20 protein-coding genes are annotated in these 17926 nt (G+C 72.5%); 9 read left to right on the top strand and 11 right to left on the bottom strand.

What is annotated here, in order from left to right; all coding sequences use genetic code 11:
• Window positions 1–3: 3 nt before the first annotated feature.
• Window positions 4–648, bottom strand: coding sequence for a TetR family transcriptional regulator (locus AB0L21_RS34485; RefSeq protein ID WP_365700894.1), 645 nt, complete (start codon window positions 646–648; stop codon window positions 4–6).
• Window positions 649–818: 170 nt separating this feature from the next.
• Here AB0L21_RS34485 and AB0L21_RS34480 point away from each other — a divergent pair, with 170 nt between their 5' ends.
• Window positions 819–2045: an acyl-CoA dehydrogenase family protein gene (locus tag AB0L21_RS34480; protein ID WP_365700892.1), complete on the top strand. Its 1227-nt coding sequence runs from the start codon at window positions 819–821 to the stop codon at window positions 2043–2045.
• Between the two features lie 3 nt (window positions 2046–2048).
• On the opposite strand, the gene AB0L21_RS34475 is transcribed toward AB0L21_RS34480, so the two are convergent.
• The 8 genes from AB0L21_RS34475 to AB0L21_RS34440 form a co-directional block, all read right to left on the bottom strand.
• Window positions 2049–2570 carry a cupin domain-containing protein gene (locus tag AB0L21_RS34475; protein WP_365700890.1) on the bottom strand — a complete coding sequence of 174 codons (522 nt, stop codon included), beginning with the start codon at window positions 2568–2570 and terminating at the stop codon, window positions 2049–2051.
• Window positions 2571–2577: 7 nt separating this feature from the next.
• Window positions 2578–3801, bottom strand: a complete 1224-nt coding sequence (locus AB0L21_RS34470; protein WP_365788215.1) for a cytochrome P450 — start codon at window positions 3799–3801, stop codon at window positions 2578–2580.
• Window positions 3798–4862: a type III polyketide synthase gene (locus AB0L21_RS34465; RefSeq protein ID WP_365700886.1), complete on the bottom strand. Its 1065-nt coding sequence runs from the start codon at window positions 4860–4862 to the stop codon at window positions 3798–3800. The genes AB0L21_RS34470 and AB0L21_RS34465 overlap by 4 nt, the downstream gene beginning before the upstream one ends.
• A 244-nt stretch (window positions 4863–5106) precedes the next feature.
• Window positions 5107–5340, bottom strand: a complete 234-nt coding sequence (locus AB0L21_RS34460; RefSeq protein ID WP_356148676.1) for a DUF6213 family protein — start codon at window positions 5338–5340, stop codon at window positions 5107–5109.
• Between the two features lie 26 nt (window positions 5341–5366).
• Complete coding sequence (locus AB0L21_RS34455) at window positions 5367–6752, bottom strand: NADP-dependent succinic semialdehyde dehydrogenase (protein WP_365700884.1); 1386 nt, start codon at window positions 6750–6752, stop codon at window positions 5367–5369.
• 108 nt (window positions 6753–6860) lie between these two features.
• Entirely contained in the window at window positions 6861–7334 is a 474-nt protein-coding gene (locus AB0L21_RS34450) for an NUDIX domain-containing protein (RefSeq protein WP_365788214.1), read from the bottom strand.
• Window positions 7331–8869 carry an ATP-dependent DNA ligase gene (locus tag AB0L21_RS34445; RefSeq protein ID WP_365788213.1) on the bottom strand — a complete coding sequence of 513 codons (1539 nt, stop codon included), beginning with the start codon at window positions 8867–8869 and terminating at the stop codon, window positions 7331–7333. The genes AB0L21_RS34450 and AB0L21_RS34445 overlap by 4 nt, the downstream gene beginning before the upstream one ends.
• Window positions 8870–8984: 115 nt before the next feature.
• On the bottom strand, window positions 8985–9917 hold the full coding sequence (locus AB0L21_RS34440; protein WP_365788212.1) for an NAD(P)/FAD-dependent oxidoreductase: 933 nt from the start codon (window positions 9915–9917) through the stop codon (window positions 8985–8987).
• A 65-nt stretch (window positions 9918–9982) separates the two neighbouring features.
• On the opposite strand from AB0L21_RS34440, the gene AB0L21_RS34435 reads away from it, so the two are divergent.
• From AB0L21_RS34435 to AB0L21_RS34410, 6 genes are all read left to right on the top strand, one after another.
• Window positions 9983–10555: an XRE family transcriptional regulator gene (locus AB0L21_RS34435; RefSeq protein WP_365700876.1), complete on the top strand. Its 573-nt coding sequence runs from the start codon at window positions 9983–9985 to the stop codon at window positions 10553–10555.
• A gap of 86 nt (window positions 10556–10641) precedes the next feature.
• The gene (locus AB0L21_RS34430; RefSeq protein WP_365700874.1) at window positions 10642–11613 is read left to right on the top strand and encodes an NADPH:quinone oxidoreductase family protein; all 972 of its coding nucleotides are present in this window, start codon (window positions 10642–10644) and stop codon (window positions 11611–11613) included.
• Complete coding sequence (locus AB0L21_RS34425) at window positions 11610–12791, top strand: acyl-CoA dehydrogenase family protein (RefSeq protein ID WP_365700872.1); 1182 nt, start codon at window positions 11610–11612, stop codon at window positions 12789–12791. The genes AB0L21_RS34430 and AB0L21_RS34425 overlap by 4 nt, the downstream gene beginning before the upstream one ends.
• Window positions 12788–13873, top strand: a complete 1086-nt coding sequence (locus tag AB0L21_RS34420) for an acyl-CoA dehydrogenase family protein (RefSeq protein ID WP_365788211.1) — start codon at window positions 12788–12790, stop codon at window positions 13871–13873. The genes AB0L21_RS34425 and AB0L21_RS34420 overlap by 4 nt, the downstream gene beginning before the upstream one ends.
• A gap of 158 nt (window positions 13874–14031) precedes the next feature.
• Window positions 14032–14895, top strand: coding sequence for a phosphatidylinositol-specific phospholipase C/glycerophosphodiester phosphodiesterase family protein (locus AB0L21_RS34415; RefSeq protein ID WP_365788210.1), 864 nt, complete (start codon window positions 14032–14034; stop codon window positions 14893–14895).
• Between the two features lie 103 nt (window positions 14896–14998).
• The gene (locus AB0L21_RS34410) at window positions 14999–15193 is read left to right on the top strand and encodes a hypothetical protein (RefSeq protein WP_365700866.1); all 195 of its coding nucleotides are present in this window, start codon (window positions 14999–15001) and stop codon (window positions 15191–15193) included.
• A gap of 11 nt (window positions 15194–15204) precedes the next feature.
• Here the strand turns inward: AB0L21_RS34410 and AB0L21_RS34405 are convergent, their stop codons facing one another.
• Window positions 15205–16377 (bottom strand): phosphodiester glycosidase family protein, encoded by a 1173-nt coding sequence (locus AB0L21_RS34405; RefSeq protein ID WP_365788209.1) that lies wholly within the window; start codon window positions 16375–16377, stop codon window positions 15205–15207.
• A gap of 141 nt (window positions 16378–16518) precedes the next feature.
• Window positions 16519–16878: a DUF779 domain-containing protein gene (locus AB0L21_RS34400; RefSeq protein ID WP_365700862.1), complete on the bottom strand. Its 360-nt coding sequence runs from the start codon at window positions 16876–16878 to the stop codon at window positions 16519–16521.
• A 126-nt stretch (window positions 16879–17004) separates the two neighbouring features.
• Here AB0L21_RS34400 and AB0L21_RS34395 point away from each other — a divergent pair, with 126 nt between their 5' ends.
• Both AB0L21_RS34395 and AB0L21_RS34390 read left to right on the top strand, forming a co-directional pair.
• A complete protein-coding gene (locus AB0L21_RS34395) occupies window positions 17005–17544 on the top strand; it encodes a hypothetical protein (RefSeq protein WP_365788208.1) in 540 nt (179 codons plus the stop codon).
• A 33-nt stretch (window positions 17545–17577) separates the two neighbouring features.
• Window positions 17578–17926: DUF2625 family protein (locus AB0L21_RS34390; RefSeq protein WP_365788207.1), on the top strand; the 349-nt coding region annotated here is incomplete at its 3' end.

Genomic DNA, 17926 nt, shown 5'->3' with positions numbered 1-17926 from the left:
CCGTCAGAACCCCGGGCCTCCCACCTTGTCCCCGGCCGCGGCCAGGCGACCCCACAGCAGGTCGGCGAGAGACCGCACCAACTCAGCCCGGGAACAGGGCCGTTCCCCCAGCCACCAGTCACCCGCCGCGTGCATCATCCCGACGATCCCGTGCCCCCACACCCGCGCCAGCTGCTGACTCTCCGGCCCGAGATCCACCCGCTCCTCGATGACCTGAGCCAGCTCCTCGCCCATCCGCCGCAGCAGCGGAGCCGAGTGCTTGCCGACGTCGAAGCCCTGGTCGCCTCCCGTGCTCCCCTCCGCCGGATGCATGAGGAACCGGTACACCTGGGGCCGCGCCTCGATCGCGGCGAGATACGTGTCCAGCGTGGACTCGACGCGCTCGCGCCGGTCGACGGGCGCGTCCAGCGCCGCCCGCAGTGAGGCCAGCAACGCGTCGGTGTGCCGCTTGGCCAAGGCCGCGTAGAGGCCGCCCTTGTCGCCGAAGTGCCGGTAAAGGATCGGCTTGGTGATACCCGCTTCCGCCGCGATCGCGTTCATCGACGCCTGCGGGCCGTCGCGCAGCACCACTCGGTCGGCGGCCTCCAGCAGCTCGCGCCGTCGGCGGTCGGCGGACCGCTGCTGATCGGTCCGCTGCGTGGTGTCCATGTGCTCTCCCCACCCGTGCTGATTCGGTGACGCCTGCGCAAACTAACACTGACCGGGCCCCCGGCATCGAACGGGCTGCCGAGGCGTCATCGCCGGTTGACTTTTCCTACCGATCAGTAACACACTCGTGTTACCGCAAGTAACATCGCACCACCGCCGCTGGAGGGGACATGGCCGAGTTCACCATGGAGCTGAACGAGGAACAGAAGGAAGTACGCGACTGGCTCCATGGCTTCGCCGCGGATGTGATCCGCCCCGCGGCGGCGGAGTGGGACGAGCGCGAGGAGACTCCCTGGCCGGTCATCCAGGAGGCCGCGAAGGTCGGCATCTACTCCCTCGACTTCTACGCGCAGCAGTACTTCGACTCCACCGGCCTCGGCATCCCGATGACCATGGAGGAGCTGTTCTGGGGCGACGCGGGCATCGCCCTCTCCATTGTGGGCACCGGCCTGGCCGCCGTGGGCGTACTCGCCAACGGGACCGAGGAACAGATCGGCACCTGGATACCCCAGATGTACGGCGACCAGAACGACGTCAAGGTCGCCGCGTTCTGCTCCTCCGAGCCCGACGCCGGCTCCGACGTCGCCTCCATGCGCACGCGTGCCGTGTACGACGAGGCCAAGGACGAGTGGGTGATCAACGGCACGAAGACCTGGGCGACCAACGGCGGCATCGCCAACGTCCACGTCGTCGTCGCCGTCGTCGACCCGGAGCTCGGCTCCAAGGGCCACGCCTCCTTCATCGTCCCGCCGGGCACGCCCGGACTGTCCCAGGGGCAGAAGTTCAAGAAGCACGGCATCCGCGCCTCGCACACGGCCGAGGTCATCCTCGACAACGTCCGGGTGCCCGGCTCCTGCCTGCTCGGCGGCAAGGAGAAGCTGGACGAGCGGCTGGCCCGGGCCCGGGAGAAGGCGAAGAAGGGCGGCGAGCGCCTGAAGAACGCGGCCATGGCCACGTTCGAGGCGTCCCGCCCGGCGGTCGGCGCCATGGCGGTCGGCACCGCCCGGGCCGCGTACGAGGTCGCCCTCGACTACGCCACGACCCGCGAGCAGTTCGGCCGCCCGATCATCGACAACCAGGGCGTGGCCTTCCAGCTGGCGGACATGCGTACCCAGATCGACGCCGCCCGCCTGCTGGTGTGGCGTGCCTCCTGGATGGCGGTCAACGGCAAGCCGTTCACCGCCGCCGAGGGCTCCATGTCGAAGCTGTTCGCCAGTGAGACCGCCAAGAAGGTGACGGCTCAGGCGATCCAGATCCTCGGCGGCAACGGGTACACCCGCGAGTACCCGGTCGAGCGGATGCACCGGGACGCGGCCATCTACACCATCTTCGAGGGCACGAGCGAGATCCAGCGGCTGGTCATCGCGCGGACCCTGTCGGGGATGCCCATCCGCTAGCACTCACCGGTGCCTGAGCGGTGTGAGCTGCTCGATGTCGTACTTGGCCCGCAGCGCCTCGATGGCCTCCTGGTCGGGAGGGCCGCCGTTGCCGAGGATGTCGAGCAGCTCCTCGAAATAGCGCTCGTGGTCCGGTGGGGGAGCGGCCTGGAAGAACATCTTCGCCGGTGCCTCCGTCGGATTCGCGAACGCGTGCGGGCAGCCGGGTGGTACGACGATGACCGTGCCCGGCGTCGCCCGGACCACCCGGCTGCCCGAGGACGACTCCCACTTCTGCCAGTTGTCGGGGGTGCGCACGCGCGGCTCGAAGGCGAGGACGTCCAGTTCGCCTTCGAGGATGTAGAACAACTCCTCGCTGCGCGTGTGCACATGGGCGCCCACGTCGAAGCCGGGCGGGACCTCCACCTCGAAGGTGGAGGCCATGCGCGAGTGCAGGCCGGTGACCTTGAAGGTCACCCGCTGGGCCGGTGTCTCGACGACCCGGCCGTGGCCCGGTGGCACGTACAGTCCCTCGGTCTCTGTCATAGGGACCTCACCAGGTCACCGGCAGGCACTCGGGCCCCCGGATCAACGCGCCCTTCAGGAAGGGGACCTGATCCGGCGGTACGGCCAGTCTGAGGCCCGGTACCCGGTCCAGCAGGGCGTTCATCAGCAGTTCCTCCTCCAGCCGGGCCAGCATGCCGCCCGGGCAGTAGTGCGGGCCGAAGCCGAACGTCACATGCGGGTTCGGACGGCGGGAGAAGTCGATGGTGTCCGGCGCGGGGAAGACGTCCGGGTCCCGGTTGGCGGCCAGGTAGGAGACGTACACCGGATCACCCGCGCGGATGCGGACCCCTGCGATCTCCACGTCCTCCAGGGCGATCCGGGACAGGCCGACCGCGTTGCGGTGCGGGATGTAGCGCAGGAGTTCGTCGATCGCCCGGGGGCGGATCGCCGGTTCCGCGCGCAGCCGGGCGGTCAGACCGGGGCGGGTCAGCAGCAGGTAGAACATCTGCCCGCTGTTGGCGGTGACCGCCTCGCCGCCGATCTGGAGGAGGACGGCGAGGCCGGCGGCCTGCTCCAGGGTGATCTCGCGGCGGCCCACGGCGGCACCGAGCAGCGAGGTGACGTCCTCGCCCGCGCTGTCCTCGCGCAGCCCGATCAGGTCGGCGAAGTAGGCGCTCATCTCCCGCTTGGCCCGCTCGCTGACCTCCTTGCCGTGCGCGGCGGAGAGGATCAGCTGGGTCCAGGTGTGCATGCTGTGCCGGTCGCCGGCCGGCACGCCCATCAGCTCGCAGATCACCGCGATCGGGAACGGGCCGAGGACCGTCGCCGTGAGATCCGCGGGCGGGCCGGCCCGGAGCAGGTCCTCGATCAGCTCGTCCAGCATGCCGCGCGCCCGGTCGCGGACGCGCTCCACGCCCTTCGCCGTGAAGGCGGCGGCGACCGAGCGGCGCAGCCGGGTGTGGTCGGGCGGGTCGAGGAAGCCGACCGCGCCCCGGTCGGGGATGAAGTGCGGGGCGAGCCGGGTGACCGGCTTGTCCACGACCGCCTCCCGGCTGAAGCGGGGGTCGTTGGTCACCATGCGTACGTCGTCGTACCGGGTGACCAGCCAGGCCCAGCCCTCGCCGTTGGGCAGCTGGACGCGGGTGACCGGGCCCTCGGCCATCAGCTCGGCCAGCACCGGGTCGAAGTCCGTGCCCGTGAGGTCGAGCGCCGGCCAGTGCCGGACCGGGGGCATGACCTCGACGTCGGTGCGCGTCGCCTCCTCGATCATCGGGCGTCGCCGTCCGCGGTGACCCAGCGGCCCACCGACATCTCGGCGGTGATGCCGGGACCGAAGCCGGCGAGCAGTCCGCGCGCCCGGTCGTGGGCGCCGCCCTCGTCGAACAGCCGGCGCAGCGCGTCCAGGACGACGGCGCTGGCGATGTTGCCGTACTCGGTGAGCGTGGCCCGGCTGAACCGGAAGGCGTGCGGGTCGACCTGGAGGAACTTGCTGAGGTCGTCGAGTATGCGGGGACCGCCCGCGTGAATGATGTAGAAGTCCAGGTCGGACGCGTCCCAGCCGTGGTCGCCGGCCAGGTCCTTGAGCGCCGGGGCGAGCGGCTCCATGGTCGCGGGCACCCGCTTGTCCAGCAGGAAGTGGAAGCCGGTGGCCCGGACGTCGTAGGCGATCCAGTCCTCGGTCTTCGGGATCAGGTACGAGCCGTTGCGCTCCAGGCGGACGCCCGTGCCGCCGCGCCCGCGCACCACGGCGGCGGCGATGCCGTCGCCGAACAGGCCGTTGGAGAGCAGCGAGCCGACGCCGAGGTCGGTGGGCTGGTAGCACAGCGAGCAGAACTCGCAGGCGACGATGAGCGCGTTGGCGTGCGGGTAGGCCGAGCAGAAGTCGTGGGCCCGGTTGATGGCCGCGCCTCCGGCCGCGCAGCCCAGCTGGGCTATGGGGAGCTGGCGGGTGGTGCTGTCGAAGTCCATCTCGTTGATCAGCCACGCCGTGAGCGAGGGCATCATGAAGCCCGTGCACGACACGTAGATGATCACGTCGATGTCGGTGGTGAGCAGCTCCGCGTCGTCCAGCGCCTGCTGGATCACCGCGGGGACGCGGGCCTTGGCCTCGGCCTCGTAGAGCTTGTTGCGCTCCTCGAAGCCCGGGTGTTTCAGGGTCTCCTCGATGGGCTGCACGATGTGCCGTGTCCTGACGCCGGTGTTCTCGATCAGCCTCAGGGCCAGTGGCAGTTGCGGGTGGTCCGCGTGGCGCGAGCGCGCCAGCTCCAGCGTCTCCTCCATCGTGATCACATGCTCCGGGACCGACACCGAGGGCTTGCACAAAGTCGCCATGAACCGTCCCTGCTTTCCGCTCTCCGGGGGCCTTCGCCCACCGGCCAGAAGGTGGGTTCACCTCTGTGGGTGCTACACCCACCGTCACCCGGGAGGACGACGATCTCGCGCTGGGTTACTCCGAATCGGGGACCCGGGGGTCAGGCGCGCAGGGCGATTCATGCCGCCGGACGAGGGAAAACGCGGGTACGGCTGTTAGGAGGGGGACAGCTGTGAGCTGTGACGACAGGCACGCGTACGGCTGTCAGGGCGCCCCACTGCTGTGGGCGATGCACGCCACGTCGATCCGGTCGGCCAGCTTCGCCAGCTCGATGGTCAGCGCGGCGACCGTGTCCTCGTCCAGCCTCTGTTCCCCGGCCTCGACGAGATGCAGCCAGCGCGCACCCACGGTCCGCAACAACTTACTCACGTCGGCCGCGGAGACCTGCAGGACACCGCGGTCGTCGACGATCAGAGGCAGGGTCACTTCGCGGTTCACAAAACGGGATGGTAGCCGCGCGGCGCTCACGCACCCTGCCAAACCGTGGTGATGTTGCAGAACTCCCGGATTCCGTGCCCGGACAGCTCACGCCCGTACCCCGACCGCTTCACGCCGCCGAACGGGAACGCCGGATGGGAGGCGGTCATCCCGTTGACGTACACGGCGCCGGCCTCCAGGTCCCGCGCGAACCGCTCCACCTCGTTCTCGTCCCGCGTCCACACGTTGGAACTCAGCCCGAACGGCGAGTCGTTGGCGATCAGCACGGCCTCGTCCACGTCGCCTGCCCGGTACAGCGTGGCGACCGGCCCGAACGCCTCCTCGCGGTGGATGCGCATCTCCCGGGTGATACCGGTGAGGACGGTCGGCGGGTAGTACCAGCCGGGCCCGTCCGGCCGCTGCCCGCCGCACAGCGCCTCGGCCCCGCTCCGCCGCGCGTCGTCGACCAGCTCCTCCAGGTCGTTCCTGCCCTGCTCGCTGGCGAGCGGCCCGATCTCGGTGTCCTCCGCCAGCGGGTCGCCGGTCCTGAGGGCCTTCATGCCCGCGACGAACTTCTCGGTGAACGCGTCGTAGACGTCGGTGTGCACGATGAACCGCTTGGCGGCGATGCAGGACTGCCCGTTGTTCTGCACGCGCGCCGTGACCGCGACCTCGGCCGCGCGGTCCAGGTCGGCGGAGGGCATCACGATGTAGGGGTCGCTGCCGCCCAGCTCCAGCACCGTCTTCTTGATCATCTCCCCGGCGGTGGAGGCGACCGCCCGGCCCGCGGGCTCGCTGCCGGTCAGGGTGGCGGCCTTCACCCGCTCGTCGCGCAGGATGTCGTCCACCGCGGCCGAGCCGATCAGCAGCGTCTGGAAGCAGCCCTCGGGGAAGCCCGCCCGGTGGAACAGGTCCTCCAGGTACAGCGCCGTCTGCGGGACGTTGGAGGCGTGCTTGAGCAGGCCCACGTTGCCGGCCATGAGCGCGGGCGCCGCGAAGCGGACGACCTGCCACAGGGGGAAGTTCCAGGGCATCACCGCGAGCACCGGACCGAGCGGCCGGTAGCGGACCCGGACCCGGGAGGCGCCGGAGTCCGTCACGTCCGGCTCGGCCGGTTCCTCGTCGGCCAGCAGCCCCTCGGCGCGTTCCGCGTACCAGCGCATCGCCTTGGCGCACTTCGCGGCCTCCGCGCGGGCCTGCTTGACGGGCTTGCCCATCTCGGTGGTCACGATCCGGCCGATCTCCGGCTGGTCCTCGTCCAGCAGGTCGGCGGCCTTGTTCAGCAGTCGGGCGCGGTCGGCGAACGAGGTCGTCCGGTACGTGCGGAAGGTGGCCTCGGCGAGTTCGAGCCGGCGTTCCAGCTCGTCCTCGTCCATGGGCTCGTACGTCTTGAGCGTCTCGCCGTTCGCCGGGTTCACCGTCGCGATGGGCATGGCTGACCTCCCTGGGAGCGGGCTTGTCTCGACCTTCGCGCGCGGCCCGGCACGTCGCAACGCGACAGGCCCCCGTGTGGTTCCTACCGGTCGCCGCCGGGGCGGCTGCTAGCCCGAGTGCTCCGCCAGCCGGTCGAGAAACGCGGCCTGCGCCGTGACGATCACCTCACGGGCCCGGTCCAGAACGAACCACGCCACCCGGTCCAGCTCCGGGAACTCCTGCGTCCGGCCGGACCGCGGTGGCCACTCCATCGTGAAGGTCCCCGGGGTGATCGCCTGCGGGTCGAAGTCCGCCGCCACCGCCCAGGCCGTGACGATCTTGCCGTTGCGCTGCACGACCTCGCCCAGCGGTACGGCCTCCCCGTCGGGCGGCGCCACCCCCAGCTCCTCCCGGAACTCCCGCCGGGCCGCCTCCCAGGCCGGCTCCGCCGGGTCGTACTCGCCCTTCGGCACGGTCCAGGCGCCCGCGTCCTTCTTCGCCCAGAGCGGTCCGCCCATATGGCCGAGCAATACCTCCAGCCCCTGGTCGGTGTGGCGGAACAACAGCAGTCCCGCACTGCGCTTCGTCGTCCGCACCGTCACGGCGTGACCTCCGGGTGGGCTGCCAACAGGGTCTCCACGGTATCGGCCTCCTCGGGACGCTTGTCCTCGCGGTAGCGGACCACGCGGGCGAAGCGGAGCGTGACGCCGGCCGGGTAGCGGGGCGAGCGCTGGAGGCCGTCGTAGGCGATCTCCACGACGAGTTCGGGGCGGACCCGGACCACCCAGCCGTTGTCCTCGACCGCCAGTTCCCTCAGCCGCTCGGTCTGCCAGGCGAGCATCGCGTCGGTCATGCCCTTGAAGGTCTTGCCGAGCATGGCGAAGCCGCCGTCCGGGGTGCGGGCGCCGAGGTGGAGGTTGGACAGCTTGCCGGTGCGCCGGCCATGGCCCCACTCGGCGGCCAGCACCACCAGGTCGAGGGTGTGCACGGGCTTGACCTTCAGCCAGGCGGCGCCGCGCCGGCCCGCGCTGTAGGGCGCGTCGAGCGCCTTGACCACCACGCCCTCGTGGCCGCGGGCCAGGGTCTCGGCGAGGAACCGCTGCGCCTCCGGGATGTCCCGAGGGCCCGAGGCCACCGTGCGCCGGACCCGCATCGGCTCCGGCACGAGCCGGGCCAGTTCCGTGTGCCGTTCGGCGAAGGGCAGGTCGAGCAGGTCACGGCCGTCGACCGAGAGGGCGTCGAAGAAGACGGGGGAGACCGGGGTCTCCTCGGCGGCCCTCGCCACGTCCGTGCGCGAGCCGACCCGGCCCGCCGTCTCCTGGAAGGACCGGGGCCGGCCCGCCGCGTCGAAGGAGATCACCTCGCCGTCCAGGATGAACCGCTCGCCCGGCAACCCCCGTGCGGCGGCCGTCACTTCGGGCAGCCGGTCGGTGATGTCGTCGAGGGTGCGGGTGTGGATCCGGACCGTGTCGCCGTCCCGGTGGACCTGGACCCGGATGCCGTCCAGCTTCTCCTCCACCGCGCACGCGCCCAGCTTCTCCACCGCCTCCGCGACCGAGGACGCGCTGTGCGCCAGCATCGGCAGCACGGGCCGGCCGACCGTGAGCCGGAAACGGCCGAGCGATCCGGGTCCCTCGGCGAGCAGGGCCTGCGCCACCGTCTGCAGCGACCCCGCCAGCATCACGGCCCGCCGCACGTCCGCCGGGTCCGCGCCGGTCGCCCGGGCCAGCCCCTCCACCGCGACCGCGTCCAGCGCGCCCTGCCGGACCTCACCCGTGAGCAGGCCCCGCAGGAAGCGCTGCTCCTCCTCGGTGGCCGTGCCCATCAGCTCCCCGACGATCCGCGTCCGTTCCGCCTGGGAGCCGGGACCGGACACCTTGCCCAGCCCGGTGAGCCGGGCGTCGACCTCCCGCACGGTGAGGGAGGGCTCGGCGGCGGGCGGGACCGGGCGGCTCAGCACCTTCCAGCCGACGCCGAGCCGGCCCTGCGGCAGCCGGCCGGCGAGGTAGGGGATGACGACCGGCACGTCGTCCGCCTCCGCGTCCCGGAACAACTCCGCGAGCAGCGCGATCTTCCGGGACCGCGCCGCGGTCGCGGCGACCTCCCGGGACACCTGGGCCAACCGGGTCAGCAGCATGCAGTCATCGTGCCTCAGCGCTGTGCCGGGTGCGCGGTCCGTTCCGTGCGGGTGCGTGGGGCCTGAGCGCGCCCGCGCGGCGCCCAGCCGCACATCGGACGCAGCCCCGCGCCCCTCACGGGGCGCTGTCGTCCAGGTCGGCCATGAGGAGATCCGCGTTGATCGCCGCTCCCGCGCGGTAGCCACGGCTCGCCGCGTTGATCACCTGCTCCGCGAAACCGCTCGCGTTGCCGGCCGTCCACAGGCCGGGCACGGTGGTCAGGCCCCGTTCGTCGATCACCGGGTAGCTGCCGAACGGGGTCTCGCGCAGTTCGGCGCCCAGCCTGATCAGCAGGTCGTTGTTCGGGACGGCGCGCGGGGCGGCGTACAGGACCTCGCGGTCGTGGACCGTGCCGTCCGCCAGCCGGACGCCGGTGAGGCGGTCGTCGGCGGTCACGAGTCCCGCCACCTCGCCGGGGACGACCGTGACCCCGGCGGTGGCCAGGCGGCGCAGGTCCTGGTCCGTCAGCTCGGACTCGCTCACTTCGTGCAGGAAGAGCCGTACGTCCTTGGACCACTGGGTGACCATGAGCGCCTGGTGCACGCTGAGCGGCGAGGTGGCGAGGACGCCGGTCGGCAGGTCGCGGACCTCCCAGCCGTGGCAGTACGGGCAGTGGACCACGTCCCGGCCGAACCGCTCGGCGAGCCCGGGGACCGGTGGCAGCTCGTCCTTCAGGCCGGTCGCGATCACCAGCTGCCGGGCCCGTACGGTCCGGCCGCTCGCGAGGACGGCGGTGAAGTCCCCCTCCCGGGTCACGTCCACCACCCGGTCCCGGACCAGTTCCACCCCGTACCGGGCGATCTCCTCGCGTCCGACGGCCAGGAACCCGGCCGGGGACATGCCGTCCCGGGACAGGTACCCCTGCATGTGCGCGGACGGCGCGTTGCGCGGCTCGCCCGCGTCGACGACGAGCGTGCGGCGCCGGGACCGGCCCAGCACCAGCGCGGCGGACAGGCCGGCGGCTCCGCCGCCGACGACGACAACTTCGTACCTGGTGTTCTCGGTCATGAGGCGACGGTCGCCCGACGGCTGCGGGATTGACAAACAGATTTGCCGTTCCTGCAATAGTGGCCATGAGCACAGACGACGTACTGGCGGACGTGGGCCCGAGGCTGCGCCGCATCCGCAAGGAGCGGGAGGTGACCCTGGCCGCGCTGTCCGAGGCCACCGGCATCTCCGTGAGCACCCTCTCCCGGCTGGAGTCCGGCCTGCGCAAGCCCAGCCTCGAACTGCTGCTGCCGATCGCCCAGGCCCACCAGGTGCCGCTGGACGAGCTGGTCGGAGCGCCCCCGGTCGGGGACCCGCGGGTGCGGTCCAAGCCGATCGTCCGGGGCGGGCGCACCCACTGGCCGCTGACCCGCCAGCCCGGCGGCCTCCAGGCCTTCAAGGTCCTCGAACCCCAGCGCAGGCAGGAGCCCGACCCGCGGACCCACGAGGGCTACGAATGGCTCTACGTTCTCTCCGGCCGGCTCCGCCTGGTCCTCGGCGAGCACGACGTCGTGCTGTCCGCGGGCGAGGCGGCGGAGTTCGACACACGGGTGCCGCACTGGTTCGGGTCGACGGGGGAGGGGCCGGTGGAGTTCCTGAGTCTGTTCGGGCCGCAGGGGGAGCGGATGCACGTGCGGGCGCGGCCCTCCCGCACGTGACCCACGCGACTGTTCCCTGATCGGCAAGCGACCGCTTAGTATGCGATCGGACCCGGTCAGACGAAGCAGTCCCGTGGAGGCCCCGCATGCAGGCATGGCAAGTGCACGAGAACGGCGAGCCGAGCGAGGTGATGCGCCTCCATGACGTCGAGCGGCCCACGCCCGGCGACGGCCAGGTGCTGCTGCGGGTGCGCGCCGCCAACGTCAACTTCCCGGACGCGCTGCTGTGCCGCGGCCAGTACCAGGTGCGTCCGCCGCTGCCCTTCACGCCCGGCGTGGAGATCTGCGGCGAGACCGAGGACGGCCGCCGGGTGATCGCCAACCCCGCGCTGCCCCACGGCGGTTTCGCCGAGTACGCCCTCGCCGACGCCCGTGGCCTGCTCCCCGCGCCCGAGTCGCTGGACGACGCCGAGGCCGCCGCCCTGCACATCGGCTACCAGACCGGCTGGTTCGGCCTGCACCGCCGCGCCCGCCTGGAGGCCGGGGAGACCCTGCTGGTGCACGCCGCCGCCGGAGGCGTGGGCAGCGCCGCCGTGCAGCTGGGCAAGGCGGCCGGCGCCACGGTGATCGGTGTCGTGGGCGGCGCGGACAAGGCCGCCGTCGCCCGGCGGCTGGGCTGTGACGTGGTGGTCGACCGGCGCTCCGAGGACGTCGTCGCCGCCGTGAAGGAGGCCACCGGCGGCCGGGGCGCCGACGTCGTCTACGACCCCGTCGGCGGCGAGGCCTACGCCCAGTCCGCCAAGCTGGTCGCCTTCGAGGGCCGGATCGTCGTCGTCGGCTTCGCCAGTGGCACCATCCCGAGCCCGGCCCTCAACCACGCCCTGGTGAAGAACTACTCGATCGTCGGCCTGCACTGGGGCCTGTACAACACCAAGAACCCGAAGCTGGTCCAGCAGTGCCACGAGCAGCTCACCGAGCTGGCCGCCCAGGGCGCCGTCAAACCGCTCGTCAGCGAGCGGGTGCCGCTCGCCGGAGCGGCCGGCGCCGTGCAGCGGGTCGCCGACGGGGTGACCACGGGCCGGATCGCCGTCGTGCTGGAGAACGGAGCCGTCGCATGACCGACGCCGAAGAACTGCGCCGCCGTACCCGGGAGCTGCTCGCGCAGCATCCGCCCGCGCGCACCGACCGCCTGGACTTCCTCCGGGCCCGCTTCGACGCCGGCCTCGCCTGGGTGCACTACCCGGAAGGCCTCGGCGGGCTGGGCGCCCCGCGCACCCTCCAGGGCGTCGTGGACGCCGAGCTGGCAGCGGCCGGCGCCCCCGACAACGACCCCCGGCGCATCGGCATCGGCCTCGGCATGGCCGCGCCGACGATCCTGAAGTACGGCACCGAAGAACAGAAGCGGCGCTATCTGCGCCCCCTGTGGACCGGCGAGGAGGTCTGGTGCCAGCTGTTCAGCGAGCCCGGCGCCGGCTCCGACCTGGCCGCGCTCGGCACCCGGGCGGTCCGTGAGGGCGACAGCTGGGTGGTCAACGGGCAGAAGGTGTGGACGTCCAGCGCGCATGTCGCCCGCTGGGCCATCCTCATCGCCCGCACCGACCCGGACGTGCCCAAGCACCAGGGCATCACCTACTTCGTCTGCGACATGACCGACCCGGGCGTCGAGGTCCGGCCGCTGCGCCAGATCACCGGCGAGGCCGAGTTCAACGAGGTCTTCCTCACCGACGTCCGCATCCCCGACGACCGCCGCCTCGGCGAGATCGGCGACGGCTGGCGGGTCGCCCAGACCACGCTGATGAACGAGCGCGTCTCCATCGGCGGCATGGCCCTGCCCCGCGAGGGCGGCATGATCGGCCCGGTCGCGAAGACCTGGCGCGAACGCCCCGAACTGCGCACCCACGACCTGCACCAGCGCCTGCTGAAACTGTGGGTCGAGGCGGAGGTCGCCCGGTTCACCGGCGAACGCCTGCGCCAGCAGCTCGTCGCCGGCCAGCCCGGCCCCGAGGGCTCCGGCATGAAGCTCGCCTTCGCCCGCCTCAACCAGGAGATCAGCGGCCTGGAGGTCGAACTCCGCGGCGAAGAAGGCCTGCTGTACGACGACTGGACCATGCGCCGGCCCGAACTCGTCGACTTCACCGGCCGCGACGCCGGCTACCGCTATCTGCGCTCCAAGGGCAACAGCATCGAGGGCGGGACCAGCGAGGTCCTGCTGAACATCGTCGCCGAGCGCGTCCTGGGCCTGCCCGCCGAGCCGCGCACCGACAAGGACGTCGCCTGGAAGGACCTCGCCCGATGACCGATCTGCTGTACTCCGAGGAGGAAGAGGCGCTGCGGGCCGCCGTCCGCGACCTGCTCACGGACCACTGCGCACCGGCCGACGTGATCACCCGCGCCGAGTCGGACGCCCCGCACGACCGTGCCCTGTGGAAGCTGCTCGCCGACGGCATGGGCCTGGCCGGCCTCCTGGTGCCCGAGGAGCGGGGCGGCCAGGGCGCCTCCGCGCGCGAAGTCGCCGTCGTCCTGGAGGAGTTGGGGCGGGCGGTGGCTCCCGTGCCGTACCTCACCAGCGCGGTCGTGGCCACCGAGGCCCTGCTCGCCTGCGACGACGCCGAGCTGCTGGGGCAGCTGGCCTCCGGGCGCACCATCGGCGCCCTCGCGGTCGGCCTGCACACGGCCACGGGCGCCGGCGTCACGGCCGTACGGGTCGAGAACGGCACCCTGCACGGCGAGCTGACGGGGATCGCGGACGCGGCCGTCGCCGACGTCCTGCTCGTCCCGGCCGACGACGGCGGCCTGTACGCCGTCGCCGCCGACGCCGTCACCATCACCCCGCAGGTCTCCCTGGACCTGACCCGCCCCCTGGCGAGCGTACGGCTGGAGGGTGCCCCCGGCCGCCGGATCGGCGACGCCGAACCCGCCGTACGCCGTGCCCTGCGCGCCGCCGCCGGACTGCTCGCCTCGGAGCAACTCGGCGTCGCCGACTGGGCGTTGACGGAGACCGTCCGGTACCTGAAGGAGCGCACACAGTTCAACCGGCCGGTCGGCGGCTTCCAGGCGCTCAAGCACCGGCTCGCCCAGCTGTGGCTGGAGGTCGTGCACCTGCGGGCCGCCGCCCGCGCCGCCGCCGACGCGCTCGCCGCCGGCGAGGACGCGGAGGTCTCGGTCGCCGTCGCGCAGGCGTACGCGGCGCCCGTCGCCGTCCGTGTCACCGAGGAGGCGTTGCAGCTCCACGGCGGGATCGGGATGACCTGGGAGCACCCGGTCCACCTGTATCTGAAGCGGGCCAAGGCCGACTCGATCGCGTACGGCACGGCGGGCGCCCACCGCGAGGCGCTGGCCGCGCTGGTCGACCTCCAGGCGCCCCTCCGGACAGGCTGACGCACCCACGGTGAAGCCCGCCCCGCCCGGGGCGGGCTTTGCCGTGTGCGCACACCGGCGAAGTGAACAGAGCACCAACTCCCCGTGCGAGGCGGCTCCTTCGGGGGCAAGGGCACGCATACTCTCCCCGGTCCCCATCACCCCCAGGGAGGCAGCGCATGGCCCTCACCACTCGCCGCGGAGCCCTCACCACCCTCGGCGCCGCCCTCGCGGGCACGTTCGACCTGCCCGCGAGCCGCGCGCCGGCCGGTGCACGGACGCGTCATCCGCGCCCGCTGTGGCACGCCCACGCCCACAACGACTACGAGCACCCGCGGCCCCTGTTCGACGCCCTCGACCACCGCTTCGGCAGCGTCGAAGCCGATATCTTCCTCGTCGGCGACCAACTCCTCGTCGGCCACGAGGCATCCGACCTGGACCCGTCCCGCACCCTCGAATCCCTCTACCTGGAACCGCTCGCCGCCCGGGTCAAAGCCAACCACGGCCAGGTTTACCGGGGTTCGCGCCGGCCGCTCCAGCTCCTCATCGACATCAAGACCGAGGGCTCCGCCACGTATCTCGAACTCGACCGCCACCTGCGCCGCTACCCGCACCTCTTCACCCGGTACGCGCACGGCCGCGTCCACCCCGGCCCGGTCACCGCGGTCGTCTCCGGCGACCGGGCGGCCCGTACCCCGATGGCGGCGCAGACCGAGCGCCGGGCCTTCTACGACGGCCGCCTCGCCGACCTCGGCGGCCCCGCCCCGGCCTCCTTCATCTCCCTGATCAGCGACAACTGGACGCAGAACTTCACCTGGACGGGCGTCGGAACGTTCCCGGACGCCGAGCGGCGGAAACTGCGGAGCATCACCGGCGCCGCCCACGCGCGCGGGCAGCAGGTCCGGTTCTGGGCCACCCCCGACACCGCGGGACCCGCCCGGGACGCGCTGTGGACGGAACTGCTCGCCGCAGGCGTCGACCACCTCAACACCGACGACCTCGCCGGCCTGGAGGCCTTCCTCGACGCCCACCCCTCCGCGTAAGACCACTCGATCGGAGGACACGTCAGCAGCCCGGACGAACCCTCCGCTACGCCACACTTGCGGCCGAACGCCGCACATGGGGCGTGGCGGAGGAGGGTTCCCGATGGCCGTTTCCATCTCTGTGGTGCTGCTGCTTCTGATCCTGGCCGTGATCTTCATTCGCAACTGCTCACTGAAGATCTCCCACGCCCTGGTCTGTCTGCTGCTCGGCTTCTACCTGGCCAGCACCAGCATGGCGCCCACCATCCACAGCGGGCTCACCGCGACCGCCGAGCTGGTGAGCAGCCTGCGGCCCTGAGCCGGCCGGCCTCACGCGGCGGAGAAGACGCCGATGCCGTTGGGCACCGGGCGTTCGGCGCCGCCGCTCGGATGGTTGCGCACCGTCACGGCGCGGTCGTCCGTGTCACGGGCGACCAGCTCCGTCGAGCCGCCGCCGTCGAGGTTGAAGGCGGCGGTGGCCCCCAGCGAGCGCATGGTCTCCGCCTCCTCGGCGACGGTCAGCCCGCCGCGGTACTTCGCCGAGCCGTCCAGCGCCAGCAGCAGCATCTGCTGTCCGCCGCCCTTGTATCCGACGACCGTCCGCACCGCCGACGTCCCGTCGTCCAGGCCGGACAGCGGGCTGCCGTCGCGCAGGATCGGGAAGCCACCGATCGCGAACGAGTACGGCACCCCGGACGAGGCCGCCACCAGGGTGTGCTTCACATCCACCGGGTCACCGACCGACAGCTTGCGCAGCTGCCGCGCGCCCTCCTCACGCCCCAGCAGCACCGTGGTGTCCGCCGGGATCGAACCGCTGCCCGGGGCGCCGGTGGCGGAGACCACCCGGCCCCCGCGCACCCTCACCTCGTAGGTGTCGTCGCTGCACGGCGCCGCGCGTTCGGTGTCCGTGCCGCACACGGCCCGCACCCGGGAGGCGCTGCCCCAGCGCGCGGTGAAGGCGCCGACCGAATCCACCGGCAGCGCGTACTGGTTGAGACCCTTCAGCGGCAGCTGTCCCTCCGGCGTGCCGACCGAACCGGAGAGGGAGAGGCGGTCCAGGCGGGCCCGCCGGTCGGTGCCCACACCGAACACGTCCCGGGTGGTCGTGCCCGGGGGCAGCGCGGGCCCGAACCGCTGGCCCTTCGGCACCGCCGCCTTGAGTACCTGCCCGTCGGCCACGGCCGGTCCTACGGCCGCGCCCGTGGCCTCCACGCCCGGGTGCTGCGTCTCGGTGATGTCGAAGAAGTCGCCGTTCACCCCGGCGACCGCACCGGCCGAGTCCGCCAGCCGGGAGACGGTCGCCCGGGCCGCCACCGCGCCCGGGTACAACAGGTCCACGTGCACCTGCGGATCGGCCAGGTCCACCGTGAGCAGGTGGGCCCGGGCCGTCCCCGCCGCCGCGTCGATGTCGAACTGCCGGTAGGTGACACCCGGCGCGAGCCGCCTGCCCGCCGGCGCGGCACCGGCCGGCGCCGCCCCCGCCAGGGCCGCACCGGCCAGCACACCGAACGCCGTGACAACCGTGAGAACCGCTCTGCCCGCCGCCGAACGCCTGCGAGGTCTCGCCACCGTGCCCCCTGATGTCTCGTCAACTTCCCTGCGCGCAGGGGCAGTGGACCAGACTCGGGCGGCCGAGCGGGCCGACTAGGCGTCGACGACGCGAGAACGGGTGAGAAAACGCACCCCCTCGGGTGCCTCCAGGGAGAAGCCGCTGCCCCGTCCCGGCACGACGTCCACGATCAGCCGGGTGTGGCTCCAGGCCTGGTACTGGCTCCGCGACATCCAGAACGTGACGGGCTCCGGCACGCCGTCCACCGTGAGTTCCGCCAGCAGCACGTCCGACCCGCCGGTGCGGAACTCGCCGTCCGGATAGCACATCGGGGCGCTGCCGTCACAGCAGCCGCCGGACTGGTGGAACATCAGCGGGCCGTGCTCCGCGCGCAGGCGGCGCACCAGCTCCGCGGCCTGCGGGGTCAGCGCGACGCGCGGGATCTCCTCGTCCATGTCACCGTCCTGGACAGCTGGGGTGCCGGATCGTCGGCTCCAGTCTCACGGATGGTCACGAACCCGTCCAGAACGCCTCCTCACCCGCCGCATCCGCTCTCGCGGCGAGCTGGGACCATGGGGCGCATGCACCCTTCCTTCCCGGGCCCGCCCGAGCCGCGCCTCGTCCCCGCAGGTGAACACCCGCTGTGGGACGAGGCGCTGGCGGCGGTCAACCGGGACCTCGCGGCCACCCTGCCCGGGCAGCGCCCGCTGTGCCTCCTCGCGTACCCGGCGGACGAACCCGACGACGAACAGGTCTACGTCGCCCTGGCCGACGGCAACGCGCACGGCAACTCCCTCGGGCGGCCCCGCTCCGCCGGCTGGGCGCTGCGGATCGTCGCCGAGGCCGCGCAGGACACGATCACGGGGTGCCTGTGGCAGGCGTGGCCGGTCTGCACGCTCCACGGCCTCGGGATGCACATGGGGGAGGAGGCCGGCCGCCCGGTCTGGAGGTGCGCCGGCGGCGGCCGGCCGGGCGATCCGGCCCATGTACGCGCGGCGGTGGGAGAGCTGGACACCGTCCACGGACCTCGCCGGCCGAACCGGAAGCGGCGTAAGGACGGCAAGGACAGCCAGGGCAGAACGAACGCCGGCGAGAACGGCGCGGCGCGCCGGGCCGGCTGAGTCGCGGCCGGACCCCGCTGCGATCATCTGCGGATGCGAGAGATCGACGAGCTGGTGCAGGTGGCCGATCCGGCCTGGCCGGAGCTTGAGCAGGCGTTCGCCGGCAGCGCCGTACCCGTCCGCGTGCTGCCCGCCGACCCCGACGAGGGCCGCCGCTGCCTCCTCCAGTTGCAGGTGACGGCGAGATCGGTGCTCGGTGCGCTGACCCTGCACTGCGGCGGACTGGTCCTGGACGACGGCTGGCTGCGGGTGTACGGCGCGGGCAGCGCCGGCCGCGGGCTGCCGAGCCTAGGTCCTGTCGTCAAACTCCCGTCGTCCGCCCGGAGGGCGGGCCGCGCGGCGTCAGGTGCGTGCTCTCGGCGTGCCGGGCCCGGGCCCTCGT

This window comes from Streptomyces sp. NPDC052721 (assembly GCF_040678315.1).
Classification (GTDB): Bacteria; Actinomycetota; Actinomycetes; order Streptomycetales; family Streptomycetaceae; genus Streptomyces.
Note: the sequence above shows the minus strand (reverse complement) of the source record. Positions and strands in the feature narration are given on the sequence as shown.

Coding starts and splice junctions, on each gene's coding strand:
- AB0L21_RS34475 (WP_365700890.1), bottom strand. CDS start 2,570: ATGACAGAGACCGAGGGACTGTACGTGCCACCGGGCCACGGCCGGGTC.
- AB0L21_RS34485 (WP_365700894.1), bottom strand. CDS start 648: ATGGACACCACGCAGCGGACCGATCAGCAGCGGTCCGCCGACCGCCGA.
- AB0L21_RS34470 (WP_365788215.1), bottom strand. CDS start 3,801: ATGATCGAGGAGGCGACGCGCACCGACGTCGAGGTCATGCCCCCGGTC.
- AB0L21_RS34425 (WP_365700872.1), top strand. CDS start 11,610: ATGACCGACGCCGAAGAACTGCGCCGCCGTACCCGGGAGCTGCTCGCG.
- AB0L21_RS34455 (WP_365700884.1), bottom strand. CDS start 6,752: ATGCCCATCGCGACGGTGAACCCGGCGAACGGCGAGACGCTCAAGACG.
- AB0L21_RS34395 (WP_365788208.1), top strand. CDS start 17,005: ATGCACCCTTCCTTCCCGGGCCCGCCCGAGCCGCGCCTCGTCCCCGCA.
- AB0L21_RS34420 (WP_365788211.1), top strand. CDS start 12,788: ATGACCGATCTGCTGTACTCCGAGGAGGAAGAGGCGCTGCGGGCCGCC.
- AB0L21_RS34415 (WP_365788210.1), top strand. CDS start 14,032: ATGGCCCTCACCACTCGCCGCGGAGCCCTCACCACCCTCGGCGCCGCC.
- AB0L21_RS34465 (WP_365700886.1), bottom strand. CDS start 4,862: ATGGCGACTTTGTGCAAGCCCTCGGTGTCGGTCCCGGAGCATGTGATC.
- AB0L21_RS34440 (WP_365788212.1), bottom strand. CDS start 9,917: ATGACCGAGAACACCAGGTACGAAGTTGTCGTCGTCGGCGGCGGAGCC.
- AB0L21_RS34430 (WP_365700874.1), top strand. CDS start 10,642: ATGCAGGCATGGCAAGTGCACGAGAACGGCGAGCCGAGCGAGGTGATG.
- AB0L21_RS34410 (WP_365700866.1), top strand. CDS start 14,999: ATGGCCGTTTCCATCTCTGTGGTGCTGCTGCTTCTGATCCTGGCCGTG.
- AB0L21_RS34400 (WP_365700862.1), bottom strand. CDS start 16,878: ATGGACGAGGAGATCCCGCGCGTCGCGCTGACCCCGCAGGCCGCGGAG.
- AB0L21_RS34435 (WP_365700876.1), top strand. CDS start 9,983: ATGAGCACAGACGACGTACTGGCGGACGTGGGCCCGAGGCTGCGCCGC.
- AB0L21_RS34480 (WP_365700892.1), top strand. CDS start 819: ATGGCCGAGTTCACCATGGAGCTGAACGAGGAACAGAAGGAAGTACGC.
- AB0L21_RS34445 (WP_365788213.1), bottom strand. CDS start 8,869: ATGCTGCTGACCCGGTTGGCCCAGGTGTCCCGGGAGGTCGCCGCGACC.